At 39.2% G+C, this 19,763-nt stretch carries 29 protein-coding genes and 1 pseudogene; 29 read left to right on the top strand and 1 reads right to left on the bottom strand.

What is annotated here, in order from left to right:
- The 27 genes and pseudogenes from AVJ19_RS22275 to AVJ19_RS17285 form a co-directional block, all read left to right on the top strand.
- Positions 1 to 650: pseudogene (locus tag AVJ19_RS22275) on the top strand (hypothetical protein); the annotation flags it as partial.
- Positions 650 to 1,411 carry an ATP-binding protein gene (locus AVJ19_RS17405; protein ID WP_111860896.1) on the top strand — a complete coding sequence of 254 codons (762 nt, stop codon included), beginning with the start codon at positions 650 to 652 and terminating at the stop codon, positions 1,409 to 1,411. The pseudogene AVJ19_RS22275 and the gene AVJ19_RS17405, both read left to right, overlap by 1 nt.
- The gene (locus AVJ19_RS17400) at positions 1,408 to 1,887 is read left to right on the top strand and encodes a hypothetical protein (RefSeq protein ID WP_111860895.1); all 480 of its coding nucleotides are present in this window, start codon (positions 1,408 to 1,410) and stop codon (positions 1,885 to 1,887) included. The genes AVJ19_RS17405 and AVJ19_RS17400 overlap by 4 nt, the downstream gene beginning before the upstream one ends.
- Positions 1,884 to 2,129 carry a hypothetical protein gene (locus tag AVJ19_RS17395; protein ID WP_111860894.1) on the top strand — a complete coding sequence of 82 codons (246 nt, stop codon included), beginning with the start codon at positions 1,884 to 1,886 and terminating at the stop codon, positions 2,127 to 2,129. Before AVJ19_RS17400 ends, AVJ19_RS17395 begins: the two co-directional genes overlap by 4 nt.
- Entirely contained in the window at positions 2,122 to 2,541 is a 420-nt protein-coding gene (locus AVJ19_RS17390) for a hypothetical protein (RefSeq protein ID WP_111860893.1), read from the top strand. The genes AVJ19_RS17395 and AVJ19_RS17390 overlap by 8 nt, the downstream gene beginning before the upstream one ends.
- Complete coding sequence (locus AVJ19_RS17385) at positions 2,538 to 2,954, top strand: hypothetical protein (protein WP_228203393.1); 417 nt, start codon at positions 2,538 to 2,540, stop codon at positions 2,952 to 2,954. Before AVJ19_RS17390 ends, AVJ19_RS17385 begins: the two co-directional genes overlap by 4 nt.
- A complete protein-coding gene (locus tag AVJ19_RS22085; RefSeq protein ID WP_162626640.1) occupies positions 2,951 to 3,097 on the top strand; it encodes a hypothetical protein in 147 nt (48 codons plus the stop codon). The genes AVJ19_RS17385 and AVJ19_RS22085 overlap by 4 nt, the downstream gene beginning before the upstream one ends.
- Before the next feature lie 18 nt (positions 3,098 to 3,115).
- The gene (locus AVJ19_RS17380; protein ID WP_111860891.1) at positions 3,116 to 3,550 is read left to right on the top strand and encodes a hypothetical protein; all 435 of its coding nucleotides are present in this window, start codon (positions 3,116 to 3,118) and stop codon (positions 3,548 to 3,550) included.
- Positions 3,551 to 4,364: 814 nt separating this feature from the next.
- Positions 4,365 to 4,574 carry a hypothetical protein gene (locus tag AVJ19_RS17375; protein ID WP_111860890.1) on the top strand — a complete coding sequence of 70 codons (210 nt, stop codon included), beginning with the start codon at positions 4,365 to 4,367 and terminating at the stop codon, positions 4,572 to 4,574.
- 50 nt (positions 4,575 to 4,624) lie between these two features.
- Complete coding sequence (locus AVJ19_RS17370; RefSeq protein WP_111860889.1) at positions 4,625 to 4,816, top strand: hypothetical protein; 192 nt, start codon at positions 4,625 to 4,627, stop codon at positions 4,814 to 4,816.
- Position 4,817: 1 nt separating this feature from the next.
- A complete protein-coding gene (locus AVJ19_RS17365) occupies positions 4,818 to 5,093 on the top strand; it encodes a hypothetical protein (protein ID WP_162626639.1) in 276 nt (91 codons plus the stop codon).
- Entirely contained in the window at positions 5,044 to 5,367 is a 324-nt protein-coding gene (locus tag AVJ19_RS17360) for an HNH endonuclease (protein WP_111860887.1), read from the top strand. The genes AVJ19_RS17365 and AVJ19_RS17360 overlap by 50 nt, the downstream gene beginning before the upstream one ends.
- A gap of 131 nt (positions 5,368 to 5,498) precedes the next feature.
- Positions 5,499 to 6,017 carry a terminase small subunit gene (locus AVJ19_RS17355; RefSeq protein WP_111860886.1) on the top strand — a complete coding sequence of 173 codons (519 nt, stop codon included), beginning with the start codon at positions 5,499 to 5,501 and terminating at the stop codon, positions 6,015 to 6,017.
- A gap of 7 nt (positions 6,018 to 6,024) precedes the next feature.
- Positions 6,025 to 7,698: a terminase large subunit gene (locus AVJ19_RS17350; protein ID WP_111860885.1), complete on the top strand. Its 1,674-nt coding sequence runs from the start codon at positions 6,025 to 6,027 to the stop codon at positions 7,696 to 7,698.
- The gene (locus AVJ19_RS17345; RefSeq protein WP_111860884.1) at positions 7,695 to 8,930 is read left to right on the top strand and encodes a phage portal protein; all 1,236 of its coding nucleotides are present in this window, start codon (positions 7,695 to 7,697) and stop codon (positions 8,928 to 8,930) included. Before AVJ19_RS17350 ends, AVJ19_RS17345 begins: the two co-directional genes overlap by 4 nt.
- On the top strand, positions 8,923 to 9,573 hold the full coding sequence (locus tag AVJ19_RS17340; RefSeq protein ID WP_111860883.1) for an HK97 family phage prohead protease: 651 nt from the start codon (positions 8,923 to 8,925) through the stop codon (positions 9,571 to 9,573). The genes AVJ19_RS17345 and AVJ19_RS17340 overlap by 8 nt, the downstream gene beginning before the upstream one ends.
- A 5-nt stretch (positions 9,574 to 9,578) precedes the next feature.
- Positions 9,579 to 10,772 carry a phage major capsid protein gene (locus tag AVJ19_RS17335; RefSeq protein WP_111860882.1) on the top strand — a complete coding sequence of 398 codons (1,194 nt, stop codon included), beginning with the start codon at positions 9,579 to 9,581 and terminating at the stop codon, positions 10,770 to 10,772.
- Positions 10,773 to 10,816: 44 nt separating this feature from the next.
- Positions 10,817 to 11,008 (top strand): hypothetical protein, encoded by a 192-nt coding sequence (locus tag AVJ19_RS17330; protein ID WP_111860881.1) that lies wholly within the window; start codon positions 10,817 to 10,819, stop codon positions 11,006 to 11,008.
- A complete protein-coding gene (locus AVJ19_RS17325; RefSeq protein ID WP_111860880.1) occupies positions 10,986 to 11,291 on the top strand; it encodes a head-tail connector protein in 306 nt (101 codons plus the stop codon). The genes AVJ19_RS17330 and AVJ19_RS17325 overlap by 23 nt, the downstream gene beginning before the upstream one ends.
- A 1-nt stretch (position 11,292) precedes the next feature.
- A complete protein-coding gene (locus AVJ19_RS17320) occupies positions 11,293 to 11,625 on the top strand; it encodes a phage head closure protein (RefSeq protein WP_111860879.1) in 333 nt (110 codons plus the stop codon).
- A gap of 2 nt (positions 11,626 to 11,627) precedes the next feature.
- Entirely contained in the window at positions 11,628 to 12,089 is a 462-nt protein-coding gene (locus tag AVJ19_RS17315; RefSeq protein WP_111860878.1) for an HK97-gp10 family putative phage morphogenesis protein, read from the top strand.
- Positions 12,086 to 12,445: a tail completion protein gp17 gene (gene gp17, locus AVJ19_RS17310; protein WP_111860877.1), complete on the top strand. Its 360-nt coding sequence runs from the start codon at positions 12,086 to 12,088 to the stop codon at positions 12,443 to 12,445. Before AVJ19_RS17315 ends, gp17 begins: the two co-directional genes overlap by 4 nt.
- A 175-nt stretch (positions 12,446 to 12,620) precedes the next feature.
- Entirely contained in the window at positions 12,621 to 13,163 is a 543-nt protein-coding gene (locus AVJ19_RS17305) for an antA/AntB antirepressor family protein (RefSeq protein WP_111860876.1), read from the top strand.
- Positions 13,153 to 13,416, top strand: coding sequence for a hypothetical protein (locus AVJ19_RS17300; protein WP_111860875.1), 264 nt, complete (start codon positions 13,153 to 13,155; stop codon positions 13,414 to 13,416). The genes AVJ19_RS17305 and AVJ19_RS17300 overlap by 11 nt, the downstream gene beginning before the upstream one ends.
- A 79-nt stretch (positions 13,417 to 13,495) precedes the next feature.
- The gene (locus AVJ19_RS17295) at positions 13,496 to 13,975 is read left to right on the top strand and encodes a phage tail tube protein (protein WP_111860874.1); all 480 of its coding nucleotides are present in this window, start codon (positions 13,496 to 13,498) and stop codon (positions 13,973 to 13,975) included.
- Positions 13,975 to 14,388, top strand: coding sequence for a hypothetical protein (locus AVJ19_RS17290; protein WP_111860873.1), 414 nt, complete (start codon positions 13,975 to 13,977; stop codon positions 14,386 to 14,388). The genes AVJ19_RS17295 and AVJ19_RS17290 overlap by 1 nt, the downstream gene beginning before the upstream one ends.
- The gene (locus AVJ19_RS17285) at positions 14,319 to 14,630 is read left to right on the top strand and encodes a hypothetical protein (RefSeq protein WP_228203392.1); all 312 of its coding nucleotides are present in this window, start codon (positions 14,319 to 14,321) and stop codon (positions 14,628 to 14,630) included. Before AVJ19_RS17290 ends, AVJ19_RS17285 begins: the two co-directional genes overlap by 70 nt.
- A 295-nt stretch (positions 14,631 to 14,925) precedes the next feature.
- Here the strand turns inward: AVJ19_RS17285 and AVJ19_RS17280 are convergent, their stop codons facing one another.
- Positions 14,926 to 15,423, bottom strand: a complete 498-nt coding sequence (locus AVJ19_RS17280) for a hypothetical protein (RefSeq protein WP_111860872.1) — start codon at positions 15,421 to 15,423, stop codon at positions 14,926 to 14,928.
- A gap of 437 nt (positions 15,424 to 15,860) precedes the next feature.
- Between AVJ19_RS17280 and AVJ19_RS17275 the strand changes: the two genes are divergently transcribed.
- Positions 15,861 to 16,553, top strand: coding sequence for a hypothetical protein (locus tag AVJ19_RS17275; protein ID WP_111860871.1), 693 nt, complete (start codon positions 15,861 to 15,863; stop codon positions 16,551 to 16,553).
- 159 nt (positions 16,554 to 16,712) lie between these two features.
- Positions 16,713 to 19,763, top strand: a 3,051-nt coding sequence (locus AVJ19_RS17270; RefSeq protein WP_111860870.1) for a transglycosylase SLT domain-containing protein, incomplete at its 3' end; no start/stop codon positions are given.

Below are 19,763 nucleotides of genomic sequence, written 5' to 3'. Positions count from 1 at the left end.
AACTTCCTGATCAAAAAGGCATGTATACAGTCTATTTTCGCAATCCTAAAAACAAGACTATAACTGGAAAACCACTGTATCTAAAACACGATCAATTGGCAGATTTTTACGCTAAAACAGGTGAGTTTTCTCAAAATCATCCAAATCAATGTGCTGATAACAGTTATCAAGATCAAAACAATGGTGTTTCTGACAACACGGAACAAGTTAGTGAACATGACAATAACGGTTATCAAACTGTTTCTATCTCAGACCAAAACGCCCTGAATCCTGAATCCTTTAATCTGAATCCTGATTCACTGAATCCAAAGATAGCGGAAGACGACCGTTTTGTTTTTGATCTCTCTGTGGTCAACACCAAAATTAAAATACGTGGCTTGAAAGAAATCACTCAGGTGGATCTAGATAAACTTCAAGGTGATTTGCAAGCGGAGTACGGTCATAAAAAACAGATGGTGAAGAACCAAGTTCTTGGAAAACTTGTTCAATGGGTAGAACGCAGACAGCAAACTCCACTTAGTAATTTTGGAAAAAAAACAGGTTATTCACCCCCTGAAAAGCTAAATCGCAACGTCAACGATGCATGGAAAGATATTCCTGAATTCCAAGGTCATGTTGAGCCAGTTGAAATACCAGAGGATTTTTACTGATGAATGCAATTTCTCTAATCAACCACGGTTTTCAACAGGTGGAAGCATATTGCGCTACACACCAAATTGCCAAGGTTCAATCAGGTCCATATCAAATTTGCCCTAAATGCGCCGTGAATCACGTTGAAACAACGAATCAAGATCGCCAAGCTGAGGTAGATCGTATGGTTCGTGATAAACATTTTTCAGGTGCAATGCTTCCAGCTCGCCATGCAAATTCAGGATTTAGAAATTACATGTTGGATTCAAATAATCTTGGTCAAGCGAATGCGAGAAGCCAATGTGTGAATTACACCAAATCGATTGCAACAGGTGTTAAATCCAATTTGATCATGGTGGGCAGTACTGGTGTGGGTAAAACCCATTTAGCTTGCGCAACAGCAAGAACGCTGCTTAACAAAGGGCTTTATGTTCGTTACATCACAAGCGAAGAACTTGCACAACGAATCATGAATGCATGGGACAAGGACAGCAAAGGTCAATCTGAGGAATCTGTAATTCATGATTTTACGCAATACCACCTACTGATCCTAGATGAGTATGGTTTGCACGATCGTGAAAAGCGCTTGGAGCTGATTCATAAATTTTTATATGCACGTTATGACGCAGGCAAACCAACCATGCTGATTTCAAATTTTACTTTGGCTGAATTGCAGAAAGATCTAGGAGATCGTCTTTGGTCTCGTTTTCAACATGATGGATTGATGGTGGTTGAATGTAATTGGACGGATCAGCGTGTGATCAAGGGAGGTGCAGCATGATCAGACATGACTTAATTGAGCAGGTAGGCGGCATTGAAAAGGCGAAGGCGATTGTTGAGGGAGCGCCTGCTTTTCCTGTGATTGGATACTGCATATTAACTGGAAGTTATATTTTTAAAAGGCATTTGGCTAATTGTTACTATCACAATGAAACTAATTCATGGTCAGAAGAATATGCTGTTGAATTTGTATCGCTTAAAGACCTCCGCACCGCCATCACTCAACACTACCAAGACTTTGAACGGTTTCTAGCTGACAACGACATACCTATTCGCAAGTCACAAGATGGTTATTTATTCTCAAATCGTTTGGTGTATGACGCTTGGGCGAAAAGCGCTGAACTTGGCTTAAAGAAAATCCATGATTTAAAGAGCACAAAAATTTATTTGCAAGGTGGTATTAAGCAGCTCGAATCAGACGATGTAAGAGATATTAGGAATCACATTAGCCCGAATATGAGAGTGGTGGAGCTATGAGATTTAAAAACATGAAGGTTGAAATCAATGATTCGCAGCCACTTGATGAGGTGGTTGTTGAGCTTGAGCGAATTGGTTTTAAAAAGGCTGGATGGGTTGGGTATAGAAATGTGAGCTTCATTACAACAAGTAAGTTGGGTTTTTATACAGACCACGCTGTTAGTTTTTGGAATGTTTTTGGTGATTCACCATTAACAACTCTAGTAGAACTAAAGGATTTGGAGGCAGAACGTCATGGATAAGCACAGAGAAGCGTTTGAGAAACTGCCAGAGATTAATGCGATTCTTCGTGGCTCTGAGTTTGGTTTCAATGAAAGCATAAATCAGTATTACCACCCCAACCACACAGAACATAGATTGAACTATGCGTTTTTAATGGGTGCTTGGGTTGTTTGGCAATCAAGACAGGCTGAGGTTGATCGCCTCAACGAGGTTTTAGACGAGCGCACAAAGGAGTGGTTAGAAGCTATTGAGTTGGGCAAGTATTTTGAAAATGTAGCAAAGCCACTTAAAGCCGAACTTGACGAGAAAGATAAGCGGATTGACACACTCATTACTCAAATTGAAATGTCGGATTTTAAAGATAGCTTGGGGCATGAGTTGAAAAGCAATTTAGCTTATCTTGACCTAAAAGCCCTGCGAGGTGAATCTTGATCATCGGCATAGATCCAGACTTGGAGAAATCGGGAGTGGCTGTCTTAAAAGACGGCTCACTTCGATTGAATAACATGAGTTTTTATGATCTGACTCAATATTTTGAAGTTAATAAAGATCAAATCAAAAAAGTAGTCATTGAGGCAGGTTGGTTGAATAAGAAATCAAACCTACATAGTCGCTATGGTCAATCTAAGCGTGCAGGTGAGCGAATTGCTAAGAATGTAGGCGAGAACCATGCGACGGGTAAATTACTCGTAGAAATGGCTGAATCGTTGGGTTTGGCGGTGGTGTTGGTTAAGCCCACCAAGTCCAAAAAGAATTCAGAAGAATTTAATCGCATCACAGGTTGGCAAGGTCGAACGAACCAAGAACAGCGTGATGCGGGTATGTTGATTTGGGGGATGGTATGAAAGTATGGCACTTCTTCTTATTTGCATTGGCTTGGTTCACGGTGTTTCAGGTGGGATTTCGTAGATCTGTTATTGATTCAATTGCTTTGGGGTTTAGCACAGCATCAATAGTGGTTTTTGTAGTTGTATTGGTGAAGTTTTAGAAACGGTTTAGGTGGGATATGAACGCAGCGGTGACAGTAATGGATTGGTCTAAATACACAATTGATGGATGGCTTGAGCAATTTGGTGCTTGGTGTGAAACCGCTCGAATGAAAGGCGGTGAATTACCAGATGGGCTTCATATCAATCAAATCTATTGGTTGATTCGTGAAGCAGATAAAACGCCACGTTCTGCGAAATGCTATATCACTTGTGAGATTACAGACTATGAAGCAGGGCAAGTACAGGCTTTGTTGCGAAGCATTTTTAGAAGTGAGTCGGTAGATTATCAGGCGAAGTATGCCGTGATGTGCTTGGTGAAGCATAAGGTGGAGAATCGGAGTTTGAGTGCAGTGGCAGGGATTACGAATCAGAGCAAGCCAATAGCTCACATGATGATTAACTGTGGGCGATATTTTATTCATTCACGTGATAATCGTTTGAAAATTGGTTAGAAGTTGACTGGTATACCGCGCAATGCTATATTTCAGTTATAGTGCACGAAGTATATAAGTTGCACAGCAAGAAGCTCATCGAAAGGTGGGCTTTTTTGTTGTCTGTGAAAAGGCAACCAATATATCCAATGTGATTTCGTCACACATTGAGTTAGCCTCAGAGACCTAAATTGTGGGTGACCCCCACCGACCAATGAGTTGAAAGACACAGAGCAGATCAATAGCTAACTTTGAGAAGTGAGTCGTGTTGAGTAGCGGTAGATCAGTTGCCGAGCTGGTCAATATCGTAATCTAAGGCAAGGGTTTTGTTTTGTACGAAGCCCTTTTTACTGCCTCAACCCTTGGCATTGGACTAATCACCCAGCACATCATAGGGGCATAAAGGGTTAGACAAGGGTAAAGATAACCCCTCTTACACATTCGCTTGTATGTGGTCGAACACAAGCAAAACAGAGAGCTACTTATCAGGTTCTTTAATGTTGATAAGCGCTTTATTTGGTCAATAAAGTGAGTAGAAGGGTGCGGAGTTTTTTGTACGCATAAACACTACCCTTGGTTTGACCTCCTAAAGAGGCGAGTATTTACTTGGGATTGGCGACCTCTTAACGCATACAGTAGCCATTACAAGAACCGTGCGTTACTCAACCCAACCATCTAATACTTCCAGGTGGTTGGGTTGTTTTAATTAGGTGTAATCACACCATTTTAAACCCATCGAATTCGATACCTTTAGCTATTTTTAGCAATTCATAGTTATTTTTATACATAACCCTGTCATTTGATGGGGTTTTTTTAATGCCTAGAGGAAAGTGCTATGAAACATAAAAAACTTGTTGAGCGTTTAGGTGTTGACAAGATCCAAGACATTTTAAATAACGCTCATGATGATGCTGTCTATTACGTTGATGAGTGGAGTGAGCATTTTAAAGTTCATGGTTATTGCACAGATAAGTGCATCATTGGTGTTCACAATCCACAGACACATTATCGATTGGAAACTTTGAAAAGGCTTATTGGTGATTGATATGACATGCCAAGGCTGTGAACAACGTAGACAGTGGATGAAGAAACAATATGACAAATCAAAAGAAAGAATGTTGCGAGTGTTCAAAAGTCTTGGAATTGTTGATCAAGCTGACAGAGCAGAACAATCAACTAATTCAAATCAACAACGAACAGAACGCACAGATTAATCACTTGCTTGAACACTTAGATGAAGATCAAGAGGTTGATAGTTTGGGTGGTCGTAGCTTGGATGGTGGGTGATATGCGATTAACAGTTGAAGATGCTGAAAAACAAGGCTTGCTTGGCAAAGTCAGAGTAAAGGTTGATGGTCAGTATGTAAAACATGTGACTATTGCTGATGAAGAACAAGGATATGTTGAGTGCTTTAAATACAGGGATGGAAAGGTTGTTATTAATTATGATCTTGAAGAGGCTGAGCGTGAAATTATTAAAGGTCATGTTCAGATAGAGATTGATGGTGACACTAATGAAACTACAGAGACTCAAACCGCGCTTACAAGTGCAGAAGAAACCTGAGCAAAAAACTGTAGGCAATTGGCGCAGTGGCAAATCATCAACTCAACGTGGCTATGGATACAAATGGCAGAAGTTTAGATTGAAGTTTTTACAGTTGAATCCGTTATGTGTTTATTGTCAGCGTAAAGGGTCGATTGTTGAAGCTACAGTAGTCGATCACATCATTCCGCATCGTGGTGATATGGTTTTATTTTGGCAAGATGGCAATCATCAATCATTATGTCAGTCTTGTCACAGCTCTGTAAAACAATCAGAAGAAAATCAAATATTTTGATAATTATTCTCAAGTGGATGGGGGGAGGGTGAAAGTTCAGAGCTTTTGCTCACCTAGACCACGCCCCATCTCACTTATAAAAAAATTTCTGTTTTCAGTAAAAGTTAAAGTAAAAAGTTAAAGGTAAAGCTATGGCATTAACTCCAAAAATGAGGAAGTTTGCCGAAGCAATTATTGAGGGTAAAAGTAACAAAGATGCTGCTATTTCAGCAGGTTATAGCCCTGAAACAGCTTCGCAACAAGGTTCAAAACTCAGTAGAAATCCTGAAATCTTAGATTATATTGAAAAGTTAAAGGCTGAAAAAAAGTTAACTCCGAAACCTGAAAAAGTTAAAGCTGAAAATCCTGCGCAGGTTATTCAAGTTGAGCATATTGATCCACGGGTTGAGCAAGCATCAGGTCAATTTGTTGGTCGTGATGATATTGCCGTTGGTGGTGTTGATGATCCGCTTGAGTATCTTAAAAAGGTTTGGACAGATGAAGAGGAAGATCCAGATTTGAGACTTAAAGCTGCTCAAGCTGCTATGCCATATATTCATGGGAAAGTTGGCACCAAGGGTAAAAAAGAATCTCAGAGAGATGATGCTCGTGATATTGCAGGTGGCGGTGGTAAGTTTGCAACACGGGCGGCACGTAAAAGATATAGCTAGGTAGATTATGGACTGGACAACTTCTTGTAAGGATTGGGAAAAGAAGATTGTCAAAGGACAGTCTTTAATTCCTTGCAAACCTCTGTTTCAAGATGAAGCAGATATGGCGCTTGATGTATTTAAAAGCCTAATTGTGACCGATGTGATGGGTCAGCCAACTATGGGGGAAATTACTCGCCCATGGGTATTTGAATTTGTTGCTGCAATCTTTGGCGCTTACAGCGAAGAGGAGAGTCGTCGATTAATTCGCGAATTCTTCCTTTTAATTCCTAAAAAGAATTCAAAATCAACACTTGCAGCATTCATTATGCTTACAGCATTGGTGATGAATGATCGTCAGGCTGCGGAACTTATTATTTTAGCGCCCACTAAAGAAGTTGCTGACAATAGTTATGTGCCAATTCGTGAAGCGATTAATGCTGATCCTGAATTGAAAGCTTTGATGAATATTTCAGAGCATACAAAAACGATCACTCATCGTGAAACGAATGCAACTTTAAAAGTTGTAGCTGCGGAATCAAACACGGTCGGAGGTAAAAAAGCTTCTTGGATTCTTATTGATGAGCTTCATCTTTTTCAAAAGAATGCGGGTGCAGCAGCAATGTTTCGAGAAGCAACAGGTGGTTTAGCAAGTCGAAAAGAGGGTTGTATTATTTATTTAACAACACAGGCTAGTGAGGTTCCTTGTGGTGTTTTTAAGCAAAAATTAGATTACGCTCGTGATATTCGGGATGGGATAAAAACTAATAAAAAATTCCTTCCTTTGATTTATGAATTTCCAAAGCAAATGATTGAAGATGATGAGCATCTTAATCCTGAAAACTTTCATATTCCAAATCCAAACTACGGAACCAGTGTTGATCCTGAGCAATTAAAAGATGACTTTGAGCAATCAAAAGATTCAGATGAGGAAAACTTTCGAGATTTTCTAGCCAAGCGTTTGAATGTTGAAATCGGCATGAACCTTCGTGCTAATCGCTGGGCAGGCGCCGAATTTTGGTTGCACCAATCGAAAAAAATAACTTTAGATAAACTCATTGATCAATCAGATGTAATCACCATCGGCATAGATGGTGGTGGTCTTGATGATCTGCTTGGATTTGCTGTGCTTGGTCGTCATGCTAAAAGCCGAAAGTGGTGGCTATGGAACCATGCATGGTGCAACACCACAGCCGTCGAAAGACGTAAAGAGAATGCACCTAAATATAAGGATTTTCAGGGTGAAAAAAGCCTAACAATTGTGGATCGGGTTGGTGATGACATTGATCAATTAGCAAAGATTGCCAAGCAGGTTTTTGATTCAGGAAAACTTGACAGAATAGGGCTTGATCCACTTGGTTTAGGTGGTCTTTTAGATGGTTTGCTTAAAGTTGGTATACCAGAAGAAAAAATGATAGCTGTGCCGCAAGGTCTTAAGTTAATGGGTTATATCTTAACCACCGAACGAAAATTAGCAGAACGCAATTTATATCATCAAGGTTCACAACTTATGACTTGGTGTGTAGGTAATGCTCGTGCTGTGATGAAGGGTAATGGGATGATGATTTCTAAACAAGAGTCAGGTGTTGGGAAGATTGATCCATTAATTGCAACCTTTAATGCTGTGGCTTTAATGAGTATGAATCCTGAACCTAAAAACTATGATATTGACGAATATTTAGAGGATGTCGTGATAGCATGAGCGATTTACAAGATACGGGGTTTTGGTCTCGTTTCTGGTCACGATTGACTGGAAGAACACAGCTTAAAAAGGGTGATGCTTCTTATCCGTTTGATTCTTATATGTCATCAGGCGGTGCAGCAGTTACCCCTGAAACATCATTAAAACTCTCCGCAGTGTGGGCATGTGTGAAACTACGTGCTGAAACAATTTCAACACTCCCTTTGCATCTTTATGATTCAAATAAAAAGATAGCAAAAGATCATGGTTTGTATCGAATCCTGCATGATTCACCTAATGCGGATATGTGTGCAAGCGAATTTTGGCAGATTCAGTCAGCATGCTTGGATTTATGGGGGAATGCATATAACTATATTGCTCGAAGAGGCGATAAAAGCGTTATTTCTCTTGAACCGCTTTTCCCAAATGAAATGGTAAAAAAACGGTTAAAAGATGGAAGTTTTGAATATCACTATACTGAAAATGGAAAAATAACCATTTACACAGATGATGAAATCTTGCACTTCAAAGGGTTTACTTTGGACGGCTATGTTGGATTGTCAGCCATTCAATTTTTTGCACAAACTATCGGTATGCAATTTGATGCAAATAACCAAGCGCAAGACTGGTTTAAAAATGGATTAAAGGTTGGTGGTTTTTTAGAAACAGGTGAACAAACCTTAAATAAAGAACAGCGTGAACGAATGCGTAAATACCTTGCTCAATTTAGTCAGCCTGAAAATTCAGGCAAATACATGATTTTAGAAGCAGGGATGAAGCTTTCAAGTGCCTCAAATATTCGAATTAATCCTGTAGATGCACAACTTTTAGAGTCTCGATATTTTGGTATTGAGGAAATTTGTCGTGCCTTTGGTGTGCCTCCTCAATTAATTGGGCATACAAGTAAAGCAAGTTCATGGGCATCAAGTCTTGAGCAAACCAATCAGGGTTTTTTAACTTATTCATTAAATCCATCATTGGTGCGTTATGAGCAAACCATTGCTCGAAAGTTATTATTACCTCATGAAAAATATGAATATCGTCCTAAATTTTCAGTTGAGGGCTTGTTAAGAACAAATGTTGGAGCAAGAGGGGACTTTTACATAAAAATGGCGCAAAACGGCATGTATACACGTAATGAGGTGCGGGATTTAGAAGATATGCCAAGAAGTGATGACCCAAGTGCAGATAAGTTGATGGTACAGATGCAGATGGTTCCGCTTAGTAGCGAACAGGGTGAAACAAATGAATAAAAGAAGTTTTAATTTAGAGATTAAAGCCGTCCAAGAGGACGGTTTTTTTTCGGGTTATGGTGCGGTTTTTGGCAACCTTGATTGGTATAACGACATCATTTTACCAGGTGCATTTAAGCAAACTCTTTCAGATTGGGCTGCTAAAGGAAAGTATCCGCCTGTACTTTGGAATCACAGCGTTAATGAGCCAATCGGCGTATACACCAAGATGGTAGAAGATGAAAAGGGGTTGTATGTTGAAGGGCAGTTGTTAATCAATGATGTGCCTCGCGCTAAGTCTACCCATGCATTGCTCAAAGTTGGTGCGATTGATGGTATGAGCATTGGATATAACACAATTAAATCAAGCTATAACGAAAGCACAGATGTACGTGAACTTATTCAGCTTGGCTTAAATGAAATCTCAATTGTCACCACTCCTGCTAATGAAAAAAGCCTAATCACTTCTGTCAAATCCAAATTAGAAGATGGTCAATTGCCATCTTTACCAGAATTCGAAAAGTTCCTGAGAGAGTCAGGCTTTTCCAAGTCGCAAGCTACTGCTATCGCTGGTAATGGTTTGCGTCATCTTTTGAGCGAGTCAGAAGGTGAAAAAATACAAGCGAAATCAATTTCTAATGCTTTAAATATTTTAAGAGGATAAGTCGAATGACTGATCAAAATTTAGAACAACTCGCTCAAGAGTTTAAAAAACAAGTTGATGAAGTGAAAGGCATTGCTGAAGATTTTAAAGGCAAGCGTGAACATGGCGATAAAATTGCGGAAGGTACAAAACAAACAGCCGACGAAGCCATCACAAAACTTAATGAACTTAAAGCTCGCGTGGATGAAGTGGAGCAAAAAGCTGCACGTCGTCCACATGATGGTGGTGATGAAGTTAAATCGCTAGGTCGTCAATTTGTAGAAACCGAAGGCTTTAAAAGTATTCTGGCAAATGGCAACCGTGGTCGTGCAAGCATGGAAGTTAAAGCAACAATTACATCCTTGACCACCGATGTAGCAGGTGCAGCAGGTGACTTAGTTCAAACCACACGCTTAGCAGGTATCATTGCACCACCAGATCGTAAGCTTACGGTACGTGATTTGTTGATGCCGGGGCGTATGGATGGTAACTCTCTTGAATACGTTCAAGAAACAGGTTTTACCAATGCCGCAGATATGGTTGCAGAGGGTGCTTTGAAGCCACAGTCAGATATTAAATTTGATTTGAAACAGACTGCTGCAAAAGTTATTGCACACCACATGAAAGCATCACGTCAAATTTTAGACGATGCTTCACAGTTGCAGTCTTATATTGATGGGCGTTTACGTTACGGTTTGGCTTTCAAAGAAGAGCAGCAAATTTTAAATGGCGATGGCACTGGTCAGAACTTGCTTGGAATTATTCCGCAAGCCACTGCTTATACTAAGCCCGCAGGTGTTGCTACCACTGCTGAAAGTACATTGGATACTTTGCGCTTCGCTATGCTTCAAGCGATTTTAGCTGAATATCCTGCAAGCGGGCATGTATTAAATCCAATTGACTGGACCAATATTGAAACTCTTAAAGACACTTCTGGTCAGTACATTATTGGCAACCCCCAAGGTGCGATTAACCCAACTTTATGGGCGTTACCTGTAGTTCAAACTCAAGCTTTAACAGCAGGTAAATTCTTAACTGGCGCATTCTCTATGGGTGCTCAAATCTTTGACCGCTGGTTGTCTCGCGTGGAAGTGGCAACAGAAAACGAAGATGATTTCATTAAAAACTTAGTCACTATTCTTGCCGAAGAGCGCTTGGCTTTAGCTGTATATCGTCCTGAAGCGTTTATTTATGGTGACATCAAGCCTTCTGGTCCTTAATTTTCTATGGCATGAGGGGGAAACCCCTCATTTTAGGTATCTACATGAAATATCTTGTTAAGCGAATTCATCTTGGTGACAAGATGTATGAAGTTGGTGAAGAGCGTGAAGCTAATCCCAATGATGTTGCTCACTTAGTAGTAAAAGGCGTTCTTGAAATAATCGAAGAAGCGGAAAGTGCAGTTAAATCACCATCCAAGAAGGTGAAAACAAATGATCGACCTACCAACAGCTAAACTTCACTGTCGTATTGATCATGATGATGAAGATCTTTTAATTGAGCGATATATTGCGGCAGCAAACGAGCATTTAATTGCCAATCTTGATCGAAAAGTAATTAAAGATGAAAGTGAGCGCACGTCTGAATGTGATCTTATTGATAATGCTGCTTTGGATTCTGCTCGACTGCTTCATATTGGGCATCAATACGCAAATCGCGAATCCGTTTCTCAGGGTTTGAGTGAGATGCCATTGGGTTATTGGCGTTTGATTCAACCTTATCGGATCATGGGGGTGTGATGTGCCAGTTAATGCAGGCGAACTCCGCCACCGTGTCACAATCCAACACTTTGTTGAACAACGTGACGAATACAATAACTTGCTCGATAAATCTTGGACTGAATACAAAAAGCTTTGGGCAAAAGTGGAATTTCTATCTGTAAAAGATACTTTAACTGCAAAAGTAGCAGGTTCAGAAACCACAGCTCGCTTAAAGATTCGCAAGCGCACTGATATTACGACTGAAATGCGTGTGCTTTGGAAAGGTCAAATTTTCCAAATTGTTTCACCGCCTAAACCCGACAATGAAAATGGCGAAATTTATGTGACATTTGAGCTGAAATTATTGGAGTAGATATGTCAATCCAATTTGAAATCCACGGACTTGAAAGCCTTCAATCCAAGCTCGAACAGCTCAACAATCCACGTAAAGTAAAATCCGCAGTCAGAAAAGCTTTGCGCCAAGGTGCGAATATTGTTCGTGATGCAGCACGTGCAAATGCGAAAGCGATAGATGATCCCGAAACTAAGGAAAAAATTTGGCGGAATATTGCTGTTCAAAGTGGTAAAAGCCGAAATGCTTCTGAAATTAAGATGCGCATTGGTGTGAAAGGTGGTGCATCTTTTTCAAATCCAAATCCACCAAAAGAAACAGGCGGGGACACGCGCCACTGGCGTTGGCAAGAGTTTGGTTCGGCGAATAACGTGGCAGTCCCATTCATGCGTCCTGCTTTATCAAACAATATTCAACCTGTAACAAACAAAGTTGTTCAGATTCTCAATGATGAAATTGATAAAGCTTTAGCGAGTGCAACATGAACATTTTACCGATATTCCAAACGCTTCAAGACTCACCTGTTAAAGACTTGGTTCAAAATCGCATCTATGAAGATGTTGCACCACATAAAACCAAATTCCCTTATGTCGTTTGGCAGCTTATAGGCGGTGTACCTGAACACAATTTAGATTGTCCACCGCAAATAGACCATTTAACTTTTCAGCTCGTTGTGTATGACACACAAGCAACAAGAGCATCAACAACACGAAAAGCGATTAGCGTTGTTTTAGACCCACTTTGCACAATTACCAATATTCATCCAAACCACCATGAGCGCATCGGCGATACTGATGTTTTTGGTCGTGGATTTGATGCGAATTGGTGGTTTGATCGCTAAAACACACAACAAACCTTAATACCTTTTAAATGAGCCTGCCCTTAGTGGCAGGTTTTTTAATAACTACTTAATTTTAAAGCTAAACGCAAATTTGCGTTAACAAGTTTTGCCATACAGATGTGTCTCGTTACCGCATGTCTGTGTGGCTTTTTTATTTGGTAACGAGGTAAACGATATGAATGCAATTGTAAAAATCGAAAATCAAACTCCATTTCTTGAAGTTGAATTAAATGGAAAAGTTCAGCTTGGTGTGAATGCACGAGATTTACACAAGATGCTTGATGTGAAATCTGATTTTTCGCATTGGATTAATAGACGGATCAAACAGTGTGGCTTTGAGGAAAATTATGACTTTACTAAGGTCGTCAAAAAAGACGAGCTTTCAAAAACTGGTCAATGGTTAACTGAATACATTGTCTCAGTGGATATGACCAAACATCTCGGAATGATGGAGCGTAATGAAAAAGGTCATGAGATTCGCAAATACTACATCGAACAAGAGGAATTGGCTCGCCAACTCAAAGATGGTTTGCAAGTACGTATTGGTAAACTTTCGGCACAAGTTGAACTAATCACAAAATGCCTATCTGAGGCAGGGCGGTTTTTGTCAGTAGAGGGCAAACAGACCAAACCAGCTATGCTTAAAGAGTTGGATGAACTGATCAAGGAGGCACAGCCATCCTTAGATTTTGATCAGGACAAAAACAATGATAAATAATTTTCCTGATTATATTGTGGTGGAATGTAGACCAAGCATAGAAGAAGATGGTTATGCTGATATTGTTATTCATAATGACACTTATATTTTTGAAAGTATTGAACCTGCGGAAAATCTGCGTGCAGCAATGCTAATAGCCATTGATATTGAGCGAACCAAGCCAAGCCATCGACATATCACACTACATGCTGAAAGTATCTCGAAATTATGCAGAGGCATACAAGGTGAGACCATAGATTCGAATCAACATTAAAACCCGTCAAGTGCGGGTTTAATTTTACCCACCTCCTTAACGGTGGTTTTTTTATGCCTAAAAAGAGGAGTAACTACTCATGGCGACTAAAAAAGGTGTACTTGGAAACGGTACAGAAGTGTGGATTTTGCATGGCGCAGTCCCAACATTAACCAAAATGAATTGTATTACCGAATTGGTTTTTGGTGATGATTCACAAGCAGAAGTGGATAATACCTGTCTTGAAGAAACCGAAGTTCGTACAAATGATTATGGTTTGGCAACACCAGGTGAAGGTAGTGTAAAGATCAACACTGACCCTAAAAACGCAACACATGTGACCTTGCTTGATCTTGCTGATAAAAAAGAACTTGTAGGTATTTATGTTGGTTGGTCGGATGGCACGACAGCACCAACAGTTGCAACAGGTACAGTTGATCTGCCAGAAGATCGCTCTTGGTCTTGGTGCACAGCTATCTTGCGTAAAAACAGTGTTGTGATTGGTCTTGATGCTTTAAACAATCACACGGTCCCATTTAAACGTCAATCAAAAGTAACTGATGAATTCAAGGTGCAATAATGGCTAAACTCACATTAAAAGACACAAAAAAACAGCTTGGCATCGGCACTTTTGTTGAAAAAACAATTAAGTTTCGTGATAAGAATGGTGAAGAATTTGAAGGGGAGATTTTTGTTAAAATTGTTCCCCATGATGATATTGCCCATGCTACAAATGTTTGGGGTATTGATAAAGGCGAGTTGACGGTGGATCACTATCGCAAAGCGCTTTTATTTCAGCTAATTCATGAAGATGAAAAAGCGAAATTCTTCCCTAAAATCACCGATACTGGTTCTGTCTCTACAGAAGTTATTGATGCGATGTATCGAGCTGCTGACGAGGTTCTAGACTTTGCGGGAAAGAATTGGATATCAGCACAGATGAAGAATTCTGGTGCGAACTCGTCCTCAATGGAATCGGCGGAAGAACAATAGCCAAGGCGAAAGCCAATATTTCTTATCCTGAGCTTAAAATTTGGAGAGCCTATCGTGCAAAACGTGGCTCTCTTTTTTTTGGGCGAAGATTAGAGCAAGTTTTTGGTCGTTATCACGCTGACTATATAGCTCTAAAAATTCAAAAAGAAGTTGATGTGTATAACTTCATGCCGCATGAAGATGCGCCTGAAACCTCTTTTGAGGAAGAACGTATGAAAGCGATTAGAAAGAAATCGCAATAAAACACAAATCCTAAAAAGCAAAAACCCAAGACTGAGAATCTTGGGTTTTTGTATTTCAACTCACCGAGAAAAGTAAGAGAAAATTAAATCTATGTCAGAGAAGAATACCAAATTTTTAGTGAAGTTTCTAGGAGCAACTATGGAAGCTACGAACTTAAAACCCGAAATTTTTGTAAAAATATTGGCTATACGGAATAACGTGTAGAAATTAAGATTTTGATTAAGTCAAAAATAAATAAAATTTAGTGGAATGCCCAATTAAGAAAGCCCTCAATTGTCAATTGAGGGCTTTGGTTTATTTGGATACCGCAAAACTTCTTTGAAGTTTCTTTTTTAGCTCATTGCGAATATTAATCATATCTCGCATAAAGTATTTCTCATCAAAATTTAATACATGCCAATCGCTTGAATCGGTTGGTTTTTCTAGTGTGATAGTCGCATGATACTGTTCGTTATTGAACTCATCGTGTGAAAACTCAAGCTTGCAATAAATGCTACTTTCTATCGTAATTTTTGATTGATTCCACCACAAAAAGCTTTCAATTACTTCACTCACAACAAAATCATAATCATCGAATGATTTGTTGAGTGCTTGAATTTCAGCAAGTCTTATAGTAGTCAATGTTTTAAGCTGATCTTTCGCCCAAACTGGTACACGGTTATGACGATGCCAATTTTGCACTGATTGGCGAGTGATTGATTCACCGTTTTGATCTTTAAGATTTTCAGCAATTTGAGTCATCCAAGATTTGCCAAAAAGCGCAGTTCCAATAATTTCAATTTCTGTTTTCATTTTGCCCACCTAGCGGTTATTGGCTGCAACTATTTGCTGCCTATGCTGATATATTACTACATTTGTAGTAATAAACAACTGCTATTTCGATTATTTTTTAACATGCAGACAAACGGTAAATTACACATGATATTCCGAAATATAGATTTTACTTAAAACTAAATTCCACCACTTATTCCGTATAGCCATTAAATCTACATTATCAGGGTGGTTTTACACTAGATCTTGTACCAAGAGATGTCATGATGATTGATTCAAAAAATATTCCTGAGTTAGTGAGTCGAACAGACTTGGTGACAAAAGAACAGTTACCTTTGATCATGCAAAATGCAATGAATCGCTTAGTCAAATAACTTTTCAATAAACAAAACCACTCCTCGGAGTGGTTTTTTGTTCATAAATTAGTATCTTGGTCTAAATTATATTTGGGGCGGGGTATGGAACAAAAAATAATAGGTGAGCTATTTGGGGTTGAAGTTCATTCACCAGTCGCAAGGGGGGAGGTGCGAGAGGTGGTGAGAAAGCAACTGGAATTTAAGGCGGAACTTCAGACTAATCAGAATTTAACTGAGGATCAGGCATTTTTAGAGATAGTTGATATTTTTGACAACTTCTTTGCAAATATATCTGATGAAGATGAGGCTAACTTTTCGAAAATGCATGCAGAGGAAGTTAGTGCAGCCCCTAGAGAGTGGTTTGGTGCGCTGATAGATGAGCATGAGGTGGTGGACAACAAGTACTTAGAGGCAGGAATTGCAGGGGTTTTGTATGATGTTGAAGTAAAGTATCCATTTACAAGAGATAATATAAGAACTCTTGTGAAAGCTAGAAGTGACCTAATGGGCTTTTTGGCTAATACGCATGGGATTAGTATTTATCAAGCATCAAATGATTTAAGTGATGAACAGGATTTATTTCTGAAAAAATTCAACCCTTCTGACCAAGTTTTTTTTCTTAACCTTATGACGGAAGAAATGAATGCACACACAAATGCATTAAATGATGAAACTGTTAAAATTAATCAGCAAGTTTTCAAGCAAGATGTTGAAAATCAATATTATGCTCAAATAATTGGTGGGGTGATTGGAATTTTTTGTTTGATTTTTATTCTATTTGTGGTTTTTAAATAAAACTTCCGTGAACTCATAGTTAAAACAAACCTACCGTTAGAAGCTTTTAATTTAAACCGCCAAAAGGCGGTTTTTTATTGCCTGAGGAAAAGTTATGGCATCGAAATTAGGAACATTAACGCTTGATTTAGTGGCTAAGTTGGTGGTTTTACTGGACCAATGCAACAGGCTGAAAAAACCGCTAAAGAAACAGGAGATGGTATCTCTGAAAGTATGAATGTTGCATCGCTTGGAGTAAAAGCACTGAGTGCAACAGTAGCAGGATTGTCATTTGCAGGTGTTGCAAATTTTGCAAATCAAACGATTCAGGCAGGAAGTGATATTAAAAAATTTGCTGAATTGGCAAATTCATCTATGCAGCAATTTCAATTTTATGCGAAAGGTGCTGCGACAGTTGGCATTGAGATGGAATCCTTTGCTGACAAAATGAAAGATATGCAGGATCGTATTGGTGATTTTGATCAAACCAAAGGCGGTCCATTGGCTGATTTTTTTGAAAATATTGCACCTAAGGTCGGCGTGACTATTGAGCAATTTCAAAAACTTTCAGGACCTGAAGCGCTACAACTTTTCTATAGTTCTTTGGAAAAAGTAAATGCAACTCAGAATGATATGAAATTTTATATGGAAGCTATTATTTCTGATTCTTCTTTGTTGATTCCATTGTTAAGAAATGGTGGTGAGGGTTTTCAGAAATGGGGTAAAGCAGCACAGGAAGCAGGTGCAATTTTATCTGATGAGTTTATTGAAAATACTGTAATAGCAAAAGAGCAACTCAATCTCCTAAATTTAAAATGGGAGGGTTTTAAAGCCAATGCTATTAATGATGTGATGATTCCATCTATAAAAGCACTTTCTGACAATTTAGAAATGGTTAAAGCCGTTATGATGGTGGGAGGTGCTTATCTTGTAGGCTCGTATATTCCTGCTATTTATCAGAGTGTAGTGGCTAAAAAAGCTAAGATTGTTGCTGCAATAGAGGAAATTCAAGCTGAAAATGCGGCAATAATTCAAACGCAGCGTAAAGCACAGGCGGAATATAACGCTGCTCAAGCGGAAATGACACGAGCAAGAGATGCTGTAATTTCTGCTGAAATGCAGGTGAATGCAGACCGTGCAGTGATTGCATCTGAAATTCAAAGAATGCAAACCACTATAGCAGCAACAAGCGTTGAAAAAGCCCAAGAGGTGCAGCGATTAAGTAGTCAGATTAATGATGCTGGTAGAGCGCAGTCCATTTCTCGTATGGCTCAGTTGCAACAAGTTCAAGCTATACAAGTTGCTGAATTGACAGCCTTAGAAGCCAAACTTGGGGCAACAACACTTGCCACATCAAGAGTTTATGAAGCAGCAAGAAACACCCAGACAGCAGCAACAACTAGACTTACTACAGCAACCGCAGGTTTGAATGCTGCTAATGCTATGAGTGCTAGATCATATTTTGGTTTGCTTGGTGCACTAGGCGGTCCTGTTGGTTTGGGGTTAACTGTTGCGGCAGTCGCTGCATCTTATTTACTCCTCAAAGGCAGCACAGATGAGTCAACAAAATCATTACGTGAAAATAATGAAAGTGTTGATGATGCGATTGCGAAATATCGTGAGTTGGATGCAGCGAGACGTGATTCTCAGATTATTGCTGAAAAAGAACAGCTTAAAGAATTGGCGAAATCTTATGACAACGCAACTGATAGCTTAATTACAAATGCTTATGCTTTAACTCGACACAACGATGTAACAACAACTCAATCGAAAGAGTTAAATGCACTTATTGCTGAATTTAAAGAAACTAAAAATCTTGAAGATTTTCGTTCAAAAATTAAGGCGTTAACTTTCATTAATCAAGAATCGAAAGATAAGTTTGTTGTTCTTGCGGGTGCAGTGAGTAAAACAGGGTCTGAGTATAAAACACAGCAATCCTTAATTGAAAAAATGATCAGTCTCAGTCCGAATGCCGTCAAAGCCACAGATGCTCGAACCACAGCAGCAGATCGAGAACGCAAAGCGATTGAGGCAGCTAGTAAAGCTTATAGCGAATACAGCAAAACAGCACTTTCAGATATTCAAGAAATGGCTGCAAGAAAACTTTTTCAAGAAAGAGGTCTTTCAAAAAATCAGAGTGATGCACGTGTTGGTGTTTTAAAAGCATTCAATTATAACAATGCAGCCCTTAAAACAGATGCTGGGCAAGAGGCTATAAGCCTTGCAAGCATTAGTGCAAGCATGAAAGATAAGGAGGAGGCTAGAGCCGAGGCACTTAAAAAGCAAACGGAGGAATTAAAGGAGCAGGGCAAGGCTTTAAAGCTCAACGCTCAAATTCAAGCAAATGCTGCTAAATATAATTTTGCAGGGCTTGAGTCCAAATACAATCTGCCAAAAGGCACTTTGTCAGCTATTCATGCTATTGAAACAGGAAATACAGGCAAAACAAATCAGGTTAATAAGACTACTGGAGCCTCAGGTGGTTTTCAATTTATGCCTGATACAGCGAAACGTTTTAACATCAGTGGTCAAACATTTGATTTAGGGAAGTCTGCTGAAGCTGCCGCCAAGTATATGAACTATCTTCTTGAATTATTTAAAGGCGACTTAGAAAAAGCGGTACGTGCATATCATGCGGGTGAAGGAAATGTTCAGCGTGGTACCAACATTGGCAAATACAACAATGATTATTGGAAGAAATACCAAGGCTACACTGCTGGTGCAAGCGGTCAAACTTTTGGCACTGATTATACTGTTGAGAATTATCTAAGTGATCTTGATAAAGCTGATGAAGCTTTCCGCAAGTTTCAACAAGACAAAGCTCAATTTTCTCAACAATTCTCTTCTGAAGATGTTATTCGAAACCAAGAGAGAATTGACACAATTGCAAAAGCTAATGAACTTGGATTGCAGCATCTCATTCCTAAAATTGAGGAACACTATGCAAATAAAGCAAGGTTAGCTGAACTTCAATTTGATCAGGAGTTGAATTCATGGAATTGGACTGAAGATGAAAAGTTGAAGAAGGAGGCTGAGTTAAATAAAGCACATATTGCTCTTAGTTCTGAACTGAATGATGTTGAAAAGCAGCTTAAAAAAGAATCTATTGATGAGCAATTGGCTTATGATCTTCAGCAATTTAGAAAAGCGCAAAAGTGGAAAGAATTTGAAGCTATTAATAACTTCAAAGCTATTCAAGACCAAATCCAAGGCTTAGGCAGCAACACAGAT

It is taken from the genome of Acinetobacter sp. CFCC 10889 (genome assembly GCF_003268395.1).
Lineage (GTDB): Bacteria > Pseudomonadota > Gammaproteobacteria > Pseudomonadales > Moraxellaceae > Acinetobacter.
Note: the sequence above shows the minus strand (reverse complement) of the source record. Positions and strands in the feature narration are given on the sequence as shown.